The following is a 17213-nucleotide window of genomic DNA, read 5'->3' as shown; positions in this document are numbered from 1 at the left end:
GGTGGGATCGTTTGTGGGTAAGACAATTCGCTTAACGACAGCACAAGCGCTGATTCAATTCTTGAACCGGCAGTACATTCATGTTGACGGAAAAGAAGAGCCGTTCGTTGAGGGCATCTTCACGATTTTTGGCCACGGAAATGTGTTGGGGATCGGGCAGGCGCTTGAGCAGGACGCCGGGCACCTGAAAGTCTATCAAGGCAAAAACGAACAAGGCATGGCGCATGCCGCGATGGCATACAGCAAGCAGATGCTGAGAAGAAAAATTTACGCGGTATCGACATCGGTCGGTCCGGGTGCTGCTAACTTGACGGCTGCCGCGGGTACGGCGCTGGCCAATCATATCCCGGTGCTGCTGCTTCCGGCCGATACCTTTGCGACGAGGCAGCCTGACCCGGTGCTTCAGCAGGTGGAGCAGGAATACAGTGCCGCCGTCACGACAAACGATGCGTTAAAGCCCGTGTCCCGCTATTGGGACCGCATCACCCGACCTGAGCAGCTGATGAGCAGCTTAATCCGGGCATTTGAAGTGATGACAGATCCGGCAAAAGCGGGCCCGGCGACCATCTGCATTTCTCAGGATGTAGAGGGAGAAGCATTTGATTTTGATGAAAGCTTCTTTGAAAAACGCGTTCATTACATGGACCGGATGCAGCCGAGCGAGCGTGAGCTGAAAGGCGCCGCGGAAAGAATTAAGGAGAGCAGCCGTCCCGTCATTTTAGTGGGCGGAGGCGCGAAGTACTCCGGCGCGCGTGAGGAATTAATCGCGCTTTCTGAAACATACGGCATTCCGCTTGTCGAAACGCAGGCCGGCAAGTCAACGGTTGAAGCTGATTTCGCCAACAATCTGGGCGGCATGGGCATCACGGGCACACTCGCCGCAAACAAAGCCGCCCGCCAGGCTGATCTGATCATCGGTGTCGGCACACGGTACACGGACTTTGCGACATCCTCGAAAACGGCGTTTGATTTTGACAAAGCAAAATTTTTGAATATCAATGTCAGCCGCATGCAGGCTTACAAGCTTGACGCATTTCAGGTCGTAGCTGATGCGAAAGTGACGCTCGGCAGGCTGCACGGCTTATTAGACGGATATAAAAGTGCGTTCGGCACGGCGATTAAAGACTGGAAAGATGAATGGCTGGCTGAACGGGACCGGCTCGGCAAGGTCACTTTTACACGTGACGCGTTCAAACCGGAAATTAAAAACCATTTCTCACAGGACGTGTTAAACGAGTATGCCGATGCGCTCGAGACTGAGCTGCCGCAGACAACGGCGCTGTTGACCATCAATGACACGATTCCTGAAGACAGCGTCGTCATCAGCTCGGCGGGGTCTCTTCCGGGAGATCTGCAACGGCTGTGGCATTCCAATGTCCCGAATACGTACCACCTCGAGTACGGCTATTCCTGCATGGGATATGAAGTATCAGGCACGCTCGGCCTCAAGCTGGCTCATCCCGACAAAGAAGTCTATTCACTCGTCGGCGACGGAAGCTTTCTGATGCTGCACTCAGAGCTGATTACCGCGCTTCAATATAACAAAAAAATCAATGTCCTGCTCTTTGACAACTCGGGATTCGGCTGTATCAACAACCTGCAGATGGATCACGGGAGCGGCAGTTATTTCTGCGAGTTCCGCACAGAGGACAATCAGATTTTAAACGTTGATTACGCGAAGGTGGCAGAGGGCTACGGCGCTAAAACATACAGAGCCAATACGGTTGAAGAACTGAAAGCGGCGCTTGAAGATGCGAAAACGCAAGACGTATCCACTTTAATTGAAATGAAGGTTCTGCCGAAAACGATGACGGACGGCTATGACAGCTGGTGGCATGTCGGCGTGGCGGAAGTGTCGGAGCAGGAAAGCGTTCAGCGGGCATACGAAGCGAAAGAGATGAAGCTGAAGTCTGCGAAGCAGTACTAGAGGGGAGGCATCACGATGGGCAAACAAGATATTCTGTGGGGCATCGCTCCCATTGGGTGGCGCAATGACGATATGCCGGAAATCGGAGCCGGGAATACGCTGCAGCATTTGTTAAGCGATATTGTTGTCGCCGGCTTTCAAGGTACGGAAGTGGGAGGGTTTTTCCCTGAACCCGCCGTCCTGAATAAGGAGCTGGCTCTCCGGAACTTGCGGATTGCGGGGAAATGGTTCAGCAGCTTTATCATTCAAGACGGTATTGAAAAAACGGCTGAACAATTTACAGAACACTGTGATTATTTGCAGAAAGTCGGAGCGGATGTCGCCACCGTTTCTGAACAGACGTACAGTGTTCAAGGCTTGGACATTGATGTATTTAAGGAAAAACCGCACTTCTCAGATGAAGAATGGAATACGCTGTGCCAAGGCTTGAACCGTCTCGGGAAAATCGCTGACGAATACGGGCTGGATCTCACGTTTCATCATCATCTCGGCACAGGCGTCCAGACGGCGGAAGAAGTTGACCGGCTGATGGATGGAACGGACCCGCGGTATGTCCATTTACTATATGATACCGGCCATGCCTATATCTCGGACGGAGACTATATGACGATTCTCAACAAGCATATGGATCGGATCAGACACGTTCATTTCAAGGACGCGCGGTTTGACATTATGGAGCGGTGCAGACAGGAAGGCAAGTCATTCAGGCAGTCGTTTTTACAGGGCATTTTTACGGTTCCCGGAGACGGATGCATCGATTTTACCGAAGTGTACCGAACGCTCGTCCGTCATGATTATTCAGGCTGGATCGTCATCGAAGCCGAACAAGACCCGGCAGTCGCCAATCCGCTTGAGTACGCGCTGATTGCGAGAAAGTACATCGACAGTGAACTGCTTGATCCTGCAAATTAGAGGGGGACTTATATGAATAGTGCCAAGGCGGAATCAGCTTTCAGCAAAAGGACCATCGCCGCAGCATTAGCAAATTACATTGATGCAGGTTCCATTGTGGCAGGATCAGCGGGTTTATCTATGTGGGTCAGCTATTTAAAGCTGTCCGACAGTCAGATCGGATTGCTCGGCGCCTTCAGCGCAAATGCGATATCAGCGGCCGTCGGAGCGCTGCTCGGCGGGTATTTGGCTGATAAGGTCGGCCGAAAAGCTGTATACACAAACAGTATGCTCGTCTACGCCTTAGGAATTTGTTTGGTTTTGTTTGGATTCAACTTTCCCATGCTGTTATGCGGATACATGATTGTCGGGATTTCTGTAGGCGCGGATATTACGGCTTCATGGACCATTATCGCGGAAAACGCCCCTGAGAAAAACCGGGCGAGGCATTGCGGAGTGGCGCAGGTGGCGTGGGCCGCCGGAGCCGTTGTGGTTCTGCTGTTATCCGTTTTGGTCGGTGACCTCGGGCTTTTAGGAAATAAAATTGTCTTTGCGCATCTATTGGTGATCGCCCTGATCACATATGTGATAAGAAAGCGTTTACCTGAGTCGGATGCCTGGAAAAACAGTGAAGAGCGGCCTGCCGCCGTGAAAAAAACATCTTATTTTGACCTGCTTCAGCCGAAATTTTTCAAGAACATTTTGTTTTTAATGGGTGTGTTTCTCGTATGGAATCTCGCAGCGGGCGTCATGGGATTCTTCATGCCGTACATCTACCAGCAGGTCGGCGGCGTATCCGCAAATACGGCCAACATTCTGCAGATGGCCCTGTTTATCTTCACCGGGCTCGGCGTCGCCTGTATCTTCATGCCTTTTGCAGATAAATATCGGAAAACGGTGTTCGGAATCTGCGCATGTATGGCCGTTGTCGGCTGGTCGCTGTTTTTACTGCCGTTTCAGGGGCTTCCGATGCTGCTTTTGTTTGTCTTCGCGATCGGCATCAATAACGGAGCCGGCCAGCAGGCGAACTACCAGCTGTGGGCAAGCGAGCTGTTCCCGACAGAACACAGAGCGTCAGCACAAGGGCTCATGTTCTTTCTGGTCCGTATTTCAATCGGCATTTGGAGTTTATTTGTGCCGGTCATCATGTCACAATTCGGCATCGGTTTTATGGCCGGTATTTTGCTCATATGTGTGACGGCCAGTATGATCATCGGGCTTGTCTTCGCACCGAATACGTCCGGCAAGTCGCTTGAACAGATACAGGAGGAACTGTACGGCGCTCCTCAGGACGGCAGCGAGAAAAGAAAGACGAGAACCATTATTTGATTATCAGAAGGAGTGGCGATCAATGAATTTACGTATAGGTGTTATCGGAACCGGTGCTATCGGAAAAGAGCACATCAACCGCATCACAAATAAGCTGTCCGGAGCGGAAATTACCGCTGTCACAGATGTGAATCAGGAGGCCGCGCAGCAGACCGTTCAGGATTTCAATTTGAACGCCTCCGTTTACCCTGATGACGACAGCCTCCTCGCTGCTGAAAATGTGGATGCCGTCTTAGTGACAAGCTGGGGCCCGGCTCATGAGTCCAGCGTTTTGAAAGCGATTCAGCGCGGCAAGCACGTGTTTTGTGAAAAGCCGCTTGCGACAACGGCAGAAGGCTGTATGCGCATTGTCGAGGAAGAAATGAAGACGGGAAAACGATTGGTGCAGGTAGGTTTCATGCGCAGATATGACAGCGGTTACGTTCAGCTGAAAGAAGCGATTGACAACCGCGTGGTCGGCGAGCCGCTGATGATTCACTGTGCGCACCGCAACCCGACAGTCGCATCGAATTATTCAACGGACATGGCCGTCGTCGATACGCTCGTTCATGAAATTGATGTCCTCCACTGGCTCGTCAATGACGACTATGAATCCGTACAGGTGATCTATCCGAAGAAATCAAAAAATGCGCTGCCGCATCTGAAAGATCCGCAGATGGTCATCATCGAAACAAAAGGCGGCATCGTCATCAATGCCGAAATCTACGTGAACTGTAAATACGGCTACGACATTCAATGTGAAATCGTCGGGGAAGACGGTGTTATCAAGCTTCCGGAACCGTCAAGCATCAGCTTGAGAAAAGAAGGGACATTCAGCACCGATATCCTGATGGATTGGCAGCGCCGATTTGTGGCTGCGTATGATGTGGAAATTCAAGACTTCATTGATTCGATCCGGAATAAAGGCGAAGTCAGCGGTCCGACAGCATGGGACGGTTATATTGCCGCGGTGACAACTGACGCGTGCGTAAAAGCTCAGGAATCCGGGCAGAAAGAACCTGTGGCGCTGCAAGAGAAACCGGCATTCTACCAATCATTTACGACTGTGAACAAATAATAGATCGGGAGTGAAAGAAATGAAACTGGCCTTAGATCCATCCATGTACCGCGATGATTTAACGTTAGAAGAAATGGTCTATAAAACGGCGGAACTCGGATACGAATATATCGAACTGTCTCCGCGCGAGGATTTTTGTCCTTTCTATAAATATCCGAAAGTCGATTCAGCAAAAATCAAACAATTGAAGCGCCTTTTAAAGGATACAGGTGTGAAGCTGTCCTCTCTTCTTCCGCTTTACCACTGGGCGGGTCCTGATGAAGACCGCCGACAGGCCGCCGTGCGCAACTGGAAACGGGCGATCGAAATTGCGGTTGAACTTGAAGTGGATTTGATGAACAGTGAATTCAGCGGTTCAAAATATGATCCGTTGACAAGTGAAGAAAAATTTATCAAATCCATGGATGAACTGCTGCCCGTTTTTGAAAAAGAAGGCGTTAAACTCAATCTGCAGGCTCATCCATACGATTTTATCGAAACGCACAAAGGCGCGATGGATATGATCCGCGCGCTTGACAAGGATTGGATCAATCTTGTCTACTCGACTGCGCATACGTTCTTCTATGATGACGGCAAAGGCGATATTGCGACCATGTTTGATGAAGCCGGCGACCGCCTCACACATGTTTTATTTGCAGATACTTTTAATCATAAAGCGGCGCACGGTCTGCGCTACATCGTCAACCCGCCTGACGCGAAAGTAACGGTTCACCAGCATTTGGACATCGGGCAAGGCGATGTCGATTTTGAGACGATTTTCAGAAAGATGAGAGAGATGAAATTCGACGGAATTGCGACGAACGCCGTTTTTGCTTGGGTCGGCGAAAGAGCGGATGAATCAAGCCGGACCACGCTTAAGAAATTAAAGGAAGAACTGGGTATGGCATAAGCTGAGTATGGAGTTCGGCGGAACGGGGCAAACAAGCCCTCCAGCCGGACTCCCTTCATATCGAAAACGCGGATGGGAGAGGCTGACATGAAACTTTGCTTTAATGAAGCGACTACGCTGGAGAATTCAAACCTGAAACAGGATTTAGAGCTGTGCGAAAAGCATGGCTATGATTATATTGAAATCCGCACAATGGATAAGCTACCGGAATACTTAAAAGACCATTCACTGGCCGATCTGGCGGAATATTTTCAAACACACCACATTAAACCGCTTGCCCTGAACGCACTGGTTTTCTTCAACAACCGTGATGAGAAGGGCTATAGGGAGATCATTTCGGAATTCAAAAGCATGATGGAAACCTGCAGGACGCTCGGCGTGAAATATGTGGTGGCCGTGCCGCTAGTGACAGAGCGGAAAATCTTGAAAGAAGAGATCAAAAAGAGCAGTGCAGAGGTGCTGACTGAGCTTTCGAACATCGCGGAGCCGTACGGCGTAAACATTGCCCTTGAATTTGTCGGCCACCCGCAATGTACGGTCAATACATTTGAACAGGCGTATGACATCGTGAACGCTGTCGGCCGCGATAATGTCGGACTGGTGTTTGACAGCTTCCATTTCCACGCGATGGGCTCCAATATTGAGAGCTTGAAGCAGGCGGACGGAAAGAAAATTTTCATCTATCATATCGACGATACAGAAGACTTCCCGATCGGCTTTTTAACGGATGAAGACCGCGTCTGGCCTGGACAGGGTGCGATTGACTTAGACGCCCATCTGTCAGCGTTAAAAGAAATCGGATTCAATGATGTTGTCTCCGTAGAGCTGTTCAGACCTGAATATTATAAGCTGACTGCGGAGGAAACGATCAAAACGGCAAAGGAAACAACGGAAGCCGTCGTATCAAAATACTTCATGAAGGAGGCGTGAACATGGCTTTTGTCACCATGAAACATCTTCTTGCAGAAGCGAAACGGGAGCATTATGCAGTCGGCCAGTTTAATATCAACGGCCTCCAATGGACGAAGGCGATTCTGCAGGCGGCGCAAAAGGAGCAATCGCCGGTCATCGCCGCGGCTTCCGATCGTCTGGTCGACTATTTAGGCGGATTTAAAACGATTTCCGCCATGGTCGGCACGTTAATGGAAGAAATGACGATTACCGTTCCCGTCGTGCTCCATCTTGATCACGGAAGCAGTGCGGAACGCTGCAGACAGGCCATTGACGCGGGATTCAGCTCAGTGATGATTGATGGCTCCCATCATCCGATTGATGAGAACATCGCGATGACAAAAGAAGTTACCGATTATGCGGCTAAGCACGGCGTCTCAGTAGAAGCAGAAGTCGGCACGGTCGGCGGCATGGAAGACGGGCTGGTCGGCGGTGTCCGCTATGCCGATGTCGCCGAATGTGAGCGGATCGTCAAAGAAACCAATATCGACGCGCTGGCCGCCGCCCTCGGCTCCGTCCACGGCAAATATCAAGGTGAACCGAATCTCGGATTTAAAGAAATGGAGGCTATCTCCCGCATGACTGATATTCCTCTCGTTCTTCACGGAGCATCCGGGATTCCTCGGGATCAGATCAAAAAAGCCATCACGCTCGGCCACGCGAAGATCAATATCAATACGGAATGTATGGTAGCCTGGACAGACGAAACACGCCGCATGTTTCAGGAAAACGGCGATCTGTACGAACCGCGCGGCTACATGACACCCGGTATTGAAGCCGTGGAAGAGACGGTGCGAAGCAAAATGAGAGAGTTCGGATCAGCCGGAAAAGCCGTAAAACAGCAGGTCGGCTGATGAGAACGGAAACCGCCAAGATGGCGGTTTTTTTGTGCGGTATTGCGCCCGTACGCCCGAAACGATTATGATGATGGCAGCAGTGTAAGAAACGGGAGTGGTTCAGTTTGAATAAAATCATGATTGTGGAAGATAGTGAAGACATTCGCGGACTATTGCAGAATTACCTTGAAAAATACGGATATCAAACCGTGGCCGCCGCGGATTTCACGGCTGTTCTTGATGTTTTTTTGCGGGAAAAGCCTGATGTGGTGCTGCTTGATATCAATCTGCCGTCTTATGACGGCTATTATTGGTGCCGCCAGATCCGCCAGTATTCTACAAGCCCGATCATTTTCATCTCAGCCAGAAGCGGGGAAATGGATCAGGTGATGGCGATTGAAAACGGCGGAGATGATTATATCGAAAAACCGTTTTCTTATGATATTGTGCTGGCGAAAATCAAAAGCCAGATCCGCAGGGCATATGGAGAGTACGCCGCCAAGCAGGGAGAGAAAGTGGTTGAATATGCCGGTGTGCAGCTCTTTGTGGAACGGTTTGAACTGCGTTTTCAGGACGAAAAAAGCGAGCTTTCTAAAAAAGAAAGCAAGCTTTTGGAAGTGCTGCTGGAGCGGGGAGAAAAGGTGACGGGAAGAGACCGGCTCATGGAAAAAACGTGGGACACCGACATTTTCGTCGATGATAATACGCTTAACGTGTATATCACGCGGCTCAGAAAAAAACTGCGGGAGCTGAATGCGCCTGTTTCCATTGAATCGGTGCGGGGCGAAGGCTACCAGCTGAGGGCGCTGTCATGAAGCTGTTTCTCCGGTCTCATGCCGTGCTGATTCTGCTTTTTCTCCTTCAAGGGCTGTTTGTCTTCTTTTATTACTGGTTTGCGGGTCTTCATTCTTTTTCCCACCTGTTTTACATATTAGGCGTGCAGTTTCTTATTTTAGCGGGGTATCTTGCCTATCGCTGGTACAAAGACCGCGGTGTGTACCATTGGCTCAGCTCGGAGCAGGAAGGGACGGACATCCCATATCTCGGTTCTTCTGTGTTCTGTTCAGAGCTGTATGAAAAGCAGATGGAGCTGATCCGGCTGCAGCACCAGAAGCTCCATGAGACCGAAGCCAAGCTTGACGCGCGGGTGACGTATATGAACCAATGGGTGCACCAAGTAAAGACGCCGCTGTCGGTCATTAATTTAATCATTCAGGAAGAGGATGAGCCCGTCTTTGAACAAATCAAAAAAGAGGTCCGGCAGATTGAATTCGGGCTGGAGACGCTTCTTTATTCTTCAAGGCTCGACCTGTTTGAGCGGGATTTTAAAGTTGAAGCGGTTTCCTTATCAGAGCTTCTCCAATCGGTCATTCAAAGCTATAAACGATTTTTTATTCAATATCGCGTTTATCCGAAAATGGACATTCGCGATGATCATCAGATTTACACCGATGCCAAATGGCTCAAATTTGCGATCGGCCAAGTGGTCACAAATGCGGTCAAGTATTCGGCAGGCAAGAGTGACAGACTGGAGCTGAATGTCTTCCGCGATGAAGACAGGACGGTGCTTGAAGTCAAAGATTACGGTGTCGGCATACCCTCGCAAGATATCAAGCGGGTGTTTGACCCTTATTACACCGGCGAAAACGGACGGCGTTTCCAAGAATCTACGGGAATCGGCCTTCATCTCGTCAAAGAAATTACGGGCAAGCTCAATCATACGGTGGACATCAGCTCGTCCCCCGGTGAAGGGACATCGGTCCGATTTTCATTTCTTACAAAAATGTAAGGCTGCGTTAAGAAAACAACATAGCTCGTTTTGTTTCCCCTTGATAACATGGATTTATGTCAAGGGGATTTTTATGTTAAATGCCCCGGCTCACTACATGAAAGCAGCCCAGACCAACAAGAATAAAACCATAAGGAGGATTTTCATGGCGAATATGCTTGAAGTCAAACATATAAATAAAACCTATAAAGGACAAGTGTCCTATCAAGCTTTAAAACAAATTTCGTTTTCAATAGAAGAAGGCGGGTTCACGGCGGTGATGGGACCGTCCGGCTCCGGAAAAACAACGCTTTTGAATATCATTTCAACGATCGACCGGCCGGATTCAGGCGATATCCTGATTCATGGAGAAAACCCGCACCGGCTGAAGCGGACAAAGCTCGCTCATTTCCGCCGCAAGCAGCTCGGATTTGTGTTTCAGGATTTCAACCTTCTGGACACACTGACAATCGGTGAAAATATCATGCTGCCGTTAACGCTTGAAAAAGAAGCGCCGTCTGTCATGGAAGAAAAACTGCACGGCATCGCGGCAAAGCTCGGAATTGAAGACCTGCTCAACAAACGGACGTTTGAAGTATCCGGCGGACAGCGCCAGCGGGCCGCCATCGCAAGAGCGGTCATTCATAAGCCGTCACTCATTCTGGCCGATGAACCGACGGGAAACCTTGATTCCAAAGCGTCAAAAGACGTCATGGAAACGATGCAGAGCCTGAATCAGGATGATCATATCACGGCTTTGATGGTGACCCATGATCCGGTTGCGGCAAGCTACTGCCGCCGCGTCATCTTTATAAAAGACGGCGAACTGTTTAATGAGATTTACCGCGGGGAAAACCGCCAAGTCTTTTATGAGCAGATTCTTGATGTGCTGTCTATGCTGGGGGGAAACGCAAATGACCTTTCTTCAGTTCGCTTATAAAAACGTCACGAGAAACAAAAGGGCCTATCTTGCTTTCTTTTTAAGCAGCGCTTTTTCCGTTTTGATTTTCTTTACCTTTGCGATGTTCCTGTTTCATCCGGCACTAAAGGAAGGCTACCTGAATAACATCGCCAGAAAAGGCTTAACCGCCGCGGAATGGATGATCTTTGTTTTTTCTTTCTTATTTGTTCTGTATTCGGTTAACGCATTTTTGAAATCGAGAAATAAAGAATTCGGCATCCTGCTGATGCAGGGCATTACGCCGGTGCAGCTGAGAAAGCTCATTACGGCGGAAAACATGATCATCGGCGTCATGTCGATCGCAGCGGGGATTATCGGAGGCTTCATTTTTTCAAAAACGTTCTTTACGGTCGGCGCTTATATTTTAGAAATGGACGCGCTGCCTCTGTACATGCCTTGGAAAGCGCTCGGCATTACGGCCGGGGGATTTCTGCTCTTATTTTTCCTTTTATCGCAGTTCACGATCCTTTTTGTCAGATCAAATACGGTGATCAAATTAATAAAGGGCACTGACAAGATCAAGCCGGAGCCGAAGCCGTCCGTGCTTCTGTCTATATTCGGCATCGCCTGCCTGTGCGGCGGGTACGGCATGGTTCTGAAAGGCAATGTCCACGGGACTCAACCGTTCATCATTTTACTGCTTACCGTCATCGGCACGTATTTCTTTTTCAGCCAAAGCAGCATCTGGATTCTGCGCGCGCTGAAGAAGTGGAAAACCTTTTATCTGCGCGGGAAAAATGTCATTTGGGTTTCTGACCTTGTCTATCGTTTAAAAGACAACGCCCGCCTGTTCTTTATTGTCAGCATTATTTCCGCGGTAGCGTTTACGGCGACAGGCGTGCTCGCGATGTACAAATCGACCGTCGGGGCGGAAGAGTCCGCTTATGAGATGGAGTATTTATCTTACAGCGGCAACCCAAAAGAACAGACTCATTTGAAAAAAATTGACCATGAACTGAAAACACACGGCTTTACGTATAAGAAAGACAAAATAAATGTTTCCTATGTCCGCTATCAGGAAGGAGATACTGTTCCGCCTGTTTACATGATCAGCGAATCGGATGTGTCAACATACTTCCATGTCAAGCTGAACGGCCTGAAACATGATGAGGCTGTCTATTTCCCGGGCACGTATGACCGCAATTTCAAAAACGAAGCGCCGGATCAGCTGAAGCTGCTGAACCAAAAAGGCAAGCCGTCTGACCAAAAACTGACGGTAAAAGAAGTCGAAAAACCGCTGATTTCATTAAATGCCGTCATTGCGGTGAACGATCAAACCTTTGATCAGCTTAAATCACTCGGTGAAAAAGCGTCATTATACGGCTACAGCTATGATCATTGGAAAGACAGTCTTGGGATCAGCCAATCCTTGAAAAATGAGATTTGCGGCAACTATATCGACGTGCATTCTGATTTTATGGCAAAAGCCGGGACGTACTATGATACGGTGCAGCTGCCGAGCCTGAGTTTATTTATCGGCCTGTTTATCGCAATTGTATTCTTTGTCGCGGCAGCAAGTTTCTTATATTTCAGGCTGTTCACTGATTTAGATGAGGACCGGGAGCGCTACCGTTCACTGGCTAAAATCGGCCTGAGTGAGCGTGAAATGGCACAAAGCGTGACGATACAATTGGCGATTCTCTTTTTCTTTCCTTTCGTCATTGCCGTCATGCATACACTGTTTGCCTTGAGAACATTGGCCGTGGAAGGCTATTCCGATGTAGCGGGGCCGCTCAGTTTCACTATCGGAGGGTTTTTCATTTTTCAGCTTCTGTTCTTCCTCACAGTGCGGTCAAGCTATTTGAAAAAAATGAACAAGTAAGGGGAGTGCACAGATGAAAAAAGCATTGGCAATCCTGGCCGTCTTGGCGGCCGCTGCCGTCATATACGGACTTCTCTTTTTTCATAACGATGTTACAGACAGATTTAATCCGTTTATTCACCAGCAAGACGTCTATGTGCAGATTGATCGAGATGGCAAACATCTTAGCCCGGGCGGTACTGAGTATACATTAGACGGATACAACGCATCCGGGAAAAAAGAAGAAGTGACCTTTTACGCCGCGAAAGACCTTCGGAAGAACGCGTATTTGAAGGTGAAGGCGAAAGGAAAGTATGTCGAGACCTGGGAAGAAGTCAGGTTTGAAGATATGCCGGGCTCCGTACAGTCAAAATTAAAGTGAACAGGAAAAGCGGCACAGTGTCATGACTGTGCCGCTTTTTTTATTTTTTATTTTCTTCAGCCCGTTTGATCAGCATGTCGGTGATGATATCCATCTGTTTGCTGACGGCAATCGGGTCATAAGGATAGAAGGTGTTGAAATCGTTGATAAAGACACGATTGTTTTTTACGGCATCGAGATTTTTCCAAACGGATGAATCTTTCAGACGCTCAAATGTTTTGCTTTCTCCATTCGGATTGTAATCGGTAATGAACATATAATCAGCCGCATATTGAGGGATGACCTCTTGGGAAACCTGTTTCATGGCGCCCGTTTTCATGATGTCTTTTTCAATTTTGGCCGGCGCTTTCAATCCGAGCGCGTTATAAACGGCTTGGCCGCCGCGGCCGGAATTGTCATTGAAAATCCAGATTTCGCCTTTATCCGTCGTTTCATAAAGGCCGACTGTCTCGCCTTTGCCGATCACGTTTTTGAGGCGCTTTTGATTCGCTTCGGCTTTTTTGTTGAAGTCTGCCATAAAGCTTTTGGCTTTATCCTTCGCCCCGGCAATGTCGCCGAATAGGCTGACCGTATCTTTCGTATTCTTTGCGGTGTTAAAAGGAATGACAATCGTCGGTGCGATTTTCGATAGTTTCTCGTATTGGTCATCCTTCATCAGCACGATTAAATCAGGCTTCAGCTGCATCACTTTCTCCACATTGACGGGATTGCCGATGTCCGTGATGTTTTTCAGCTGTTTTTTGATAAACGGATTTTTGAAAGCCCATGAGCCCGCCCCGACGACATTTGCGTCAACGGACAGCAGCTCACCTGCATAAAAGTCAGTGACGATCCGTTTCGGATGTGCGGGTATGTCAATATTTCCTTTTGTTGATTCATATGTACGCATGTCTGTCTTTCCTTTGCCTGATGCCGATCCGTTGTTTTCCTTCGCGCCGCTGCAAGCGCTTAATGCGAAAACAAGCAGAAGTGCCAGGCCGATCAGCCATGATTGTTTCTTCATAATGATCCCCCTATTTCAGTGATAATGATTATCATTATTAATATAGCAGGAAGACGTCATTCCGTCTATGTTTTTTATAGAAAACCTTCCTTGATTATCCATGTTATAGTAGTAAAGGAAGAGGAATGAATGTTGATTACGAAAAGAGGGACTTGGTGGGAAGTGCTGCACAGCTGGTGGCTGCTGCTGACTTTTGCGCCGTTTGCGCTGACCGCTTTCTTGGCCTTTTTCTATATCGGCTACCGGGCTAAGAACAAAAAATGGCTGAAATACGGACTTATTATTTTATTATTTTAGCAATTGCTTTTGTGCTGCCGAGCACGCCGGGCGTGTATATCGTGCTGCCTTTATGGGTCATCTCCATCATTCACGGGCTGAAAGTGCGGGCGGCTTATTTGATACAGCTTGATGTGTTTAAACAAAACGTCGAAGCAAGAGCGTTTGAAGCGGTAAGGCATGAGGCGGAAGCAAAATTCGGCGGAAAACCCGCTCATCGCATTGATCTGACAAAACAGAGATAAAAACAAATGACAAAGCCGGTATCTCGCGCTTTGTCATTTGCATGACCGGCCTATTGCTGGTATGAATGCTGCTGAAACGGTGTGTGATGCTGTGTTTGCGGGAATGAAGAAACATTAGCGTTTGCCATCGGTGCAGGCATGTGTCCGCTTACTTCCTGCTGAAGCTGATTGCACACATTCACGATTTGCTGGCATTTCTGAATGGCCGCTTCATGCCCCTGCAGCGCTTGCTGAATGGTATGAACGGCATGCTGTTCATGGTTAAGCATCTGCTGAAGCATTTGAATGTTTTGCTGTTCCTGCTGGAGCATTTGCTTGTACTGCTGACTGCTTTGCTGTGTCTGCTGAATAAGCTGCTGTGCTGTTTGGCGGCATTGCTGCAGCTGATTTCCGCTGTATTGGTTTTGATACATCATGAAAACCTCCTGGAGTGATTGATTTTACACATTTATCATGTGAAAGAATAGGAGAGGCATTCATGCAAGAAAAGGATTCAAATATTTACCTGTTATGTACAGAGCGGAATACAAGGCTCGGGATGGCCTGTCGAGCTTTGTATTCCGGCCCTTTTTCTCAGAAGCCGCCTTCTGTAGCGTGAAAAGGAATATTGAGTCTGTTTTCGACTGCGCGCAGGCGCTGATTCAAACGGTTTAAGCGGCGGGTATGGATTTCAATGGACTGGCTCAGCCGTCTGATCTGCTCATTCATACGCGTGATTTCCCGGTTTTGGCGCTGGTCTTCTTGTGAGAGGCGGGTGAGCTCTCTCGTTTGCTCGGCGTTTTGTCTTTCAAGCTGGGCGACTCTCCGTTCTAAACCTGTCGGCTGCCGCTCTTCGGACTGAGGGGGCGCATAATAATAGCTTTCCTGCTGCTGATACGGCTCATACTCAACGCGGTTCACTTCGTATTCCTGCTGCTGAGGGAAATAGGCAGGCGGGGTGTAGTACTGATATGGGTTCATTCATCATTCTCCTTATCTAGTGAAGTCTTTATACACTATGTAGTCAATTGCACAGTGCCACGGCATCCGCCTAAGTTACAGGCGTAAAAAAGCTTCAAAGGAAGGTGATCATGTTGCGGAACATACGGATTTTCATCATGACGGTTCTTGTTTTCGGATGCGTCATGATAACAGGCTGCTCGCAAAAGAAAGCAGACGATACCCCTTTTTATTACGGGACATGGGATGCAGGGCTGAAGCCGGGCCCGATGGACGGGGTCAGATCTGAAACCGTCACGTTTACGAAAGACAGCGTGCTGACAAAGCAGGTCATTCAAGGCCGCGGCGAGGTTGCCATGCCCTCAGATGTGTACAAGGTGATCTCACAAAACACGGACGGGACGATCGAGATTGAATACCTCGGCCATCCGCACCCCGTCAAAAGCACGTTGAAAAGAGGAAAAAACGGTACGCTCATTTGGAAGATATACGGAGAAACAAAAACAATGACAAGAATAAAAACCGGCGGGGAGGATGCACATGAGAAATAAGGCTGCCGACAGACTCGTTTTGACGGGTGTCATCGTACATATCATTCAATGGTTTTCACTGTTATGGTTATTTTTTATGCTTTTTGATCAGTTCGGGCGTTTTACCATTTACAATCCCAATGTCGTCAACGGAAGCATGCAGTCTTTTTCATTCTTTGATATGATGCGCGCTCTTCTGTTTTCCGGCACGCTGCGGAATACGCTCCTGCTGTTTCTGTTTGCGGCAATGCTCATTTACTTGTGGGTGAACGCTCTGTTTATCCTGCTGGAAATCGTTTCTTATATCATGATCAGGCGGAACAGCCGTTCATTATGGGCATACTTTCCCGCAGCGATGGGAATAAAGCTTGCCCTTCTGGACATAGCGGCCGTCCCTTTCTTTGCGGCGGGGCTGATGCTCTTGAAGCAGAAAACAGATGACGGCGGCGAACAAGCTGACAAGGGGAAAAGACGGCCCCGCATCCGGAGGCAGGCCCGGTTTACGAAGAGAAGGCGGAGAAACTCGTCCGTTTGATTTTTCATTGAAACGAAAAAACGATATGATGAAAGCATAAGAAGAAAAGGATACAAAGGAGATGCAGGATGTACAAGTTAATCGCAATAGATATGGACGGAACACTACTAAACGATCATCATGAAGTGACGGCTGAAGTCCGCGGGGCGCTTGATGCCGCCAAAGCGGAAGGGGTCAATATCGTCCTGTGCACGGGCCGGCCGATCGGCGGCGTGCGTCGGTATTTGGAAGAGCTGAACTTACAGGAAGAAGGCGACTTTGTGATTGCCTATAACGGCGCACTCGTCCAAAATACGTATACAAACGGTGTCGTGGCCGAGCAGTCATTAGGTTATGAGGATTTGAAGTCGCTTTACGAGCTGAGCTTACAGCTGGATACTCCGATGCATTACTTTGACACAGCCAATCTGTACACGCCGAACCGGGATATCAGTGAATACACGGTATACGAATCATACATTACGAAAGTGCCGCTTCATTTCCGCACGATCGATGAAGTGCCGAAGGATATTCTGATTCCGAAAGTCATGTTCATTGACGATCCGGACAAGCTGGAGAAAGCGATCGCTTCCATTCCGGAATCATTCAAGGAAACATACACAATGGTCAAAAGCGCGCCATTCTTCCATGAGATTCTTCACCCGAAAGTCAGTAAAGGAAACGCAGTCAAGCTGCTGGCCGAAAAACTCGGCATTGAACAGAAAGACGTCATGGCAATCGGCGATAACGGCAACGACATGTCCATGATTCAGTGGGCCGGCTGCGGTGTGGCAATGGCCAATGCCATCCCGGAAGTAAGGGAGATAGCTGATTTTGAAACGAAATCAAATAACGAACACGGCGTGGCGCATGCGATTCAGGAGCTTGTGCTGAAAAAATAGGCACCCCATCAG

General features: G+C 48.7%; 18 protein-coding genes and 1 pseudogene. 16 read left to right on the top strand and 3 right to left on the bottom strand.

All coding sequences use genetic code 11. From position 1 onward, the window contains the following. Positions 1-13 precede the first annotated feature (13 nt). The 12 genes from iolD to JNUCC22_RS18500 all read left to right on the top strand — a co-directional run bounded on the left by iolD (position 14) and on the right by JNUCC22_RS18500 (position 12792). A complete protein-coding gene (iolD, locus tag JNUCC22_RS18555) occupies positions 14-1927 on the top strand; it encodes a 3D-(3,5/4)-trihydroxycyclohexane-1,2-dione acylhydrolase (decyclizing) (RefSeq protein ID WP_216061991.1) in 1914 nt (637 codons plus the stop codon). A gap of 15 nt (positions 1928-1942) precedes the next feature. Then, positions 1943-2839, top strand: coding sequence for a myo-inosose-2 dehydratase (gene iolE / locus JNUCC22_RS18550; RefSeq protein WP_216061990.1), 897 nt, complete (start codon positions 1943-1945; stop codon positions 2837-2839). A gap of 12 nt (positions 2840-2851) precedes the next feature. Further along, a complete protein-coding gene (locus tag JNUCC22_RS18545) occupies positions 2852-4147 on the top strand; it encodes an MFS transporter (RefSeq protein ID WP_216061989.1) in 1296 nt (431 codons plus the stop codon). A gap of 22 nt (positions 4148-4169) precedes the next feature. Continuing rightward, entirely contained in the window at positions 4170-5204 is a 1035-nt protein-coding gene (locus JNUCC22_RS18540) for a bifunctional inositol 2-dehydrogenase/D-chiro-inositol 1-dehydrogenase (protein ID WP_007614868.1), read from the top strand. Between the two features lie 19 nt (positions 5205-5223). After that, positions 5224-6093, top strand: coding sequence for a sugar phosphate isomerase/epimerase family protein (locus tag JNUCC22_RS18535; protein WP_216061988.1), 870 nt, complete (start codon positions 5224-5226; stop codon positions 6091-6093). 87 nt (positions 6094-6180) lie between these two features. Further along, entirely contained in the window at positions 6181-7023 is an 843-nt protein-coding gene (gene iolI / locus JNUCC22_RS18530; RefSeq protein ID WP_038460454.1) for a 2-keto-myo-inositol isomerase, read from the top strand. Between the two features lie 2 nt (positions 7024-7025). After that, positions 7026-7898 (top strand): class II fructose-1,6-bisphosphate aldolase, encoded by an 873-nt coding sequence (gene fba / locus JNUCC22_RS18525; RefSeq protein ID WP_038460451.1) that lies wholly within the window; start codon positions 7026-7028, stop codon positions 7896-7898. Positions 7899-8005: 107 nt separating this feature from the next. Next, positions 8006-8695 (top strand): two-component system response regulator YxdJ, encoded by a 690-nt coding sequence (gene yxdJ, locus JNUCC22_RS18520; protein ID WP_038460449.1) that lies wholly within the window; start codon positions 8006-8008, stop codon positions 8693-8695. Next, the gene (gene yxdK, locus JNUCC22_RS18515; protein ID WP_038460446.1) at positions 8692-9669 is read left to right on the top strand and encodes a two-component system sensor histidine kinase YxdK; all 978 of its coding nucleotides are present in this window, start codon (positions 8692-8694) and stop codon (positions 9667-9669) included. Before yxdJ ends, yxdK begins: the two co-directional genes overlap by 4 nt. 145 nt (positions 9670-9814) lie before the next feature. Continuing rightward, the gene (gene yxdL, locus JNUCC22_RS18510) at positions 9815-10588 is read left to right on the top strand and encodes an ABC transporter ATP-binding protein YxdL (RefSeq protein ID WP_007614823.1); all 774 of its coding nucleotides are present in this window, start codon (positions 9815-9817) and stop codon (positions 10586-10588) included. Further along, positions 10563-12431: an ABC transporter permease YxdM gene (yxdM, locus tag JNUCC22_RS18505; RefSeq protein WP_038460444.1), complete on the top strand. Its 1869-nt coding sequence runs from the start codon at positions 10563-10565 to the stop codon at positions 12429-12431. Before yxdL ends, yxdM begins: the two co-directional genes overlap by 26 nt. A 13-nt stretch (positions 12432-12444) precedes the next feature. Next, entirely contained in the window at positions 12445-12792 is a 348-nt protein-coding gene (locus tag JNUCC22_RS18500; protein ID WP_012118831.1) for a YxeA family protein, read from the top strand. Positions 12793-12832: 40 nt separating this feature from the next. Here the strand turns inward: JNUCC22_RS18500 and JNUCC22_RS18495 are convergent, their stop codons facing one another. Next, a complete protein-coding gene (locus tag JNUCC22_RS18495; protein WP_150941523.1) occupies positions 12833-13795 on the bottom strand; it encodes an iron-hydroxamate ABC transporter substrate-binding protein in 963 nt (320 codons plus the stop codon). A 129-nt stretch (positions 13796-13924) separates the two neighbouring features. On the opposite strand from JNUCC22_RS18495, the pseudogene JNUCC22_RS18490 reads away from it, so the two are divergent. Next, positions 13925-14316: pseudogene (locus JNUCC22_RS18490) on the top strand (hypothetical protein). Positions 14317-14366: 50 nt separating this feature from the next. Here JNUCC22_RS18490 and JNUCC22_RS18485 read toward each other — a convergent pair. Continuing rightward, a complete protein-coding gene (locus JNUCC22_RS18485) occupies positions 14367-14729 on the bottom strand; it encodes a hypothetical protein (RefSeq protein WP_007407823.1) in 363 nt (120 codons plus the stop codon). 160 nt (positions 14730-14889) lie between these two features. After that, positions 14890-15276 carry a hypothetical protein gene (locus JNUCC22_RS18480; RefSeq protein ID WP_007407822.1) on the bottom strand — a complete coding sequence of 129 codons (387 nt, stop codon included), beginning with the start codon at positions 15274-15276 and terminating at the stop codon, positions 14890-14892. Positions 15277-15386: 110 nt separating this feature from the next. On the opposite strand from JNUCC22_RS18480, the gene JNUCC22_RS18475 reads away from it, so the two are divergent. The 3 genes from JNUCC22_RS18475 (at position 15387) to yidA (ending at position 17201) form a co-directional block, all read left to right on the top strand. Continuing rightward, positions 15387-15806 (top strand): lipocalin family protein, encoded by a 420-nt coding sequence (locus JNUCC22_RS18475; RefSeq protein WP_007407821.1) that lies wholly within the window; start codon positions 15387-15389, stop codon positions 15804-15806. Then, positions 15796-16320, top strand: coding sequence for a hypothetical protein (locus JNUCC22_RS18470; RefSeq protein WP_007407820.1), 525 nt, complete (start codon positions 15796-15798; stop codon positions 16318-16320). Before JNUCC22_RS18475 ends, JNUCC22_RS18470 begins: the two co-directional genes overlap by 11 nt. Positions 16321-16388: 68 nt before the next feature. After that, positions 16389-17201, top strand: a complete 813-nt coding sequence (yidA, locus tag JNUCC22_RS18465; protein ID WP_015240895.1) for a sugar-phosphatase — start codon at positions 16389-16391, stop codon at positions 17199-17201. Positions 17202-17213 lie beyond the last annotated feature (12 nt).

The organism is Bacillus sp. JNUCC-22 (genome assembly GCF_018861275.1).
Classification (GTDB): Bacteria; Bacillota; Bacilli; order Bacillales; family Bacillaceae; genus Bacillus; species Bacillus velezensis.
The sequence above is the reverse complement of the archived record's forward strand: the minus strand, read 5'-3'. Positions and strand labels throughout refer to the sequence as shown.

Bases quoted from the DNA above. Each gene is read 5' to 3' on its own strand.
- iolE (WP_216061990.1), top strand. From the start codon at position 1,943: ATGGGCAAACAAGATATTCTGTGGGGCATCGCTCCCATTGGGTGGCGC.
- JNUCC22_RS18545 (WP_216061989.1), top strand. From the start codon at position 2,852: ATGAATAGTGCCAAGGCGGAATCAGCTTTCAGCAAAAGGACCATCGCC.
- JNUCC22_RS18540 (WP_007614868.1), top strand. From the start codon at position 4,170: ATGAATTTACGTATAGGTGTTATCGGAACCGGTGCTATCGGAAAAGAG.
- JNUCC22_RS18535 (WP_216061988.1), top strand. From the start codon at position 5,224: ATGAAACTGGCCTTAGATCCATCCATGTACCGCGATGATTTAACGTTA.
- iolI (WP_038460454.1), top strand. From the start codon at position 6,181: ATGAAACTTTGCTTTAATGAAGCGACTACGCTGGAGAATTCAAACCTG.
- fba (WP_038460451.1), top strand. From the start codon at position 7,026: ATGGCTTTTGTCACCATGAAACATCTTCTTGCAGAAGCGAAACGGGAG.
- yxdK (WP_038460446.1), top strand. From the start codon at position 8,692: ATGAAGCTGTTTCTCCGGTCTCATGCCGTGCTGATTCTGCTTTTTCTC.
- yxdL (WP_007614823.1), top strand. From the start codon at position 9,815: ATGGCGAATATGCTTGAAGTCAAACATATAAATAAAACCTATAAAGGA.
- yxdM (WP_038460444.1), top strand. From the start codon at position 10,563: ATGACCTTTCTTCAGTTCGCTTATAAAAACGTCACGAGAAACAAAAGG.
- JNUCC22_RS18500 (WP_012118831.1), top strand. From the start codon at position 12,445: ATGAAAAAAGCATTGGCAATCCTGGCCGTCTTGGCGGCCGCTGCCGTC.
- JNUCC22_RS18495 (WP_150941523.1), bottom strand. From the start codon at position 13,795: ATGAAGAAACAATCATGGCTGATCGGCCTGGCACTTCTGCTTGTTTTC.
- JNUCC22_RS18485 (WP_007407823.1), bottom strand. From the start codon at position 14,729: ATGTATCAAAACCAATACAGCGGAAATCAGCTGCAGCAATGCCGCCAA.
- JNUCC22_RS18480 (WP_007407822.1), bottom strand. From the start codon at position 15,276: ATGAACCCATATCAGTACTACACCCCGCCTGCCTATTTCCCTCAGCAG.
- JNUCC22_RS18475 (WP_007407821.1), top strand. From the start codon at position 15,387: ATGTTGCGGAACATACGGATTTTCATCATGACGGTTCTTGTTTTCGGA.
- JNUCC22_RS18470 (WP_007407820.1), top strand. From the start codon at position 15,796: ATGAGAAATAAGGCTGCCGACAGACTCGTTTTGACGGGTGTCATCGTA.
- yidA (WP_015240895.1), top strand. From the start codon at position 16,389: ATGTACAAGTTAATCGCAATAGATATGGACGGAACACTACTAAACGAT.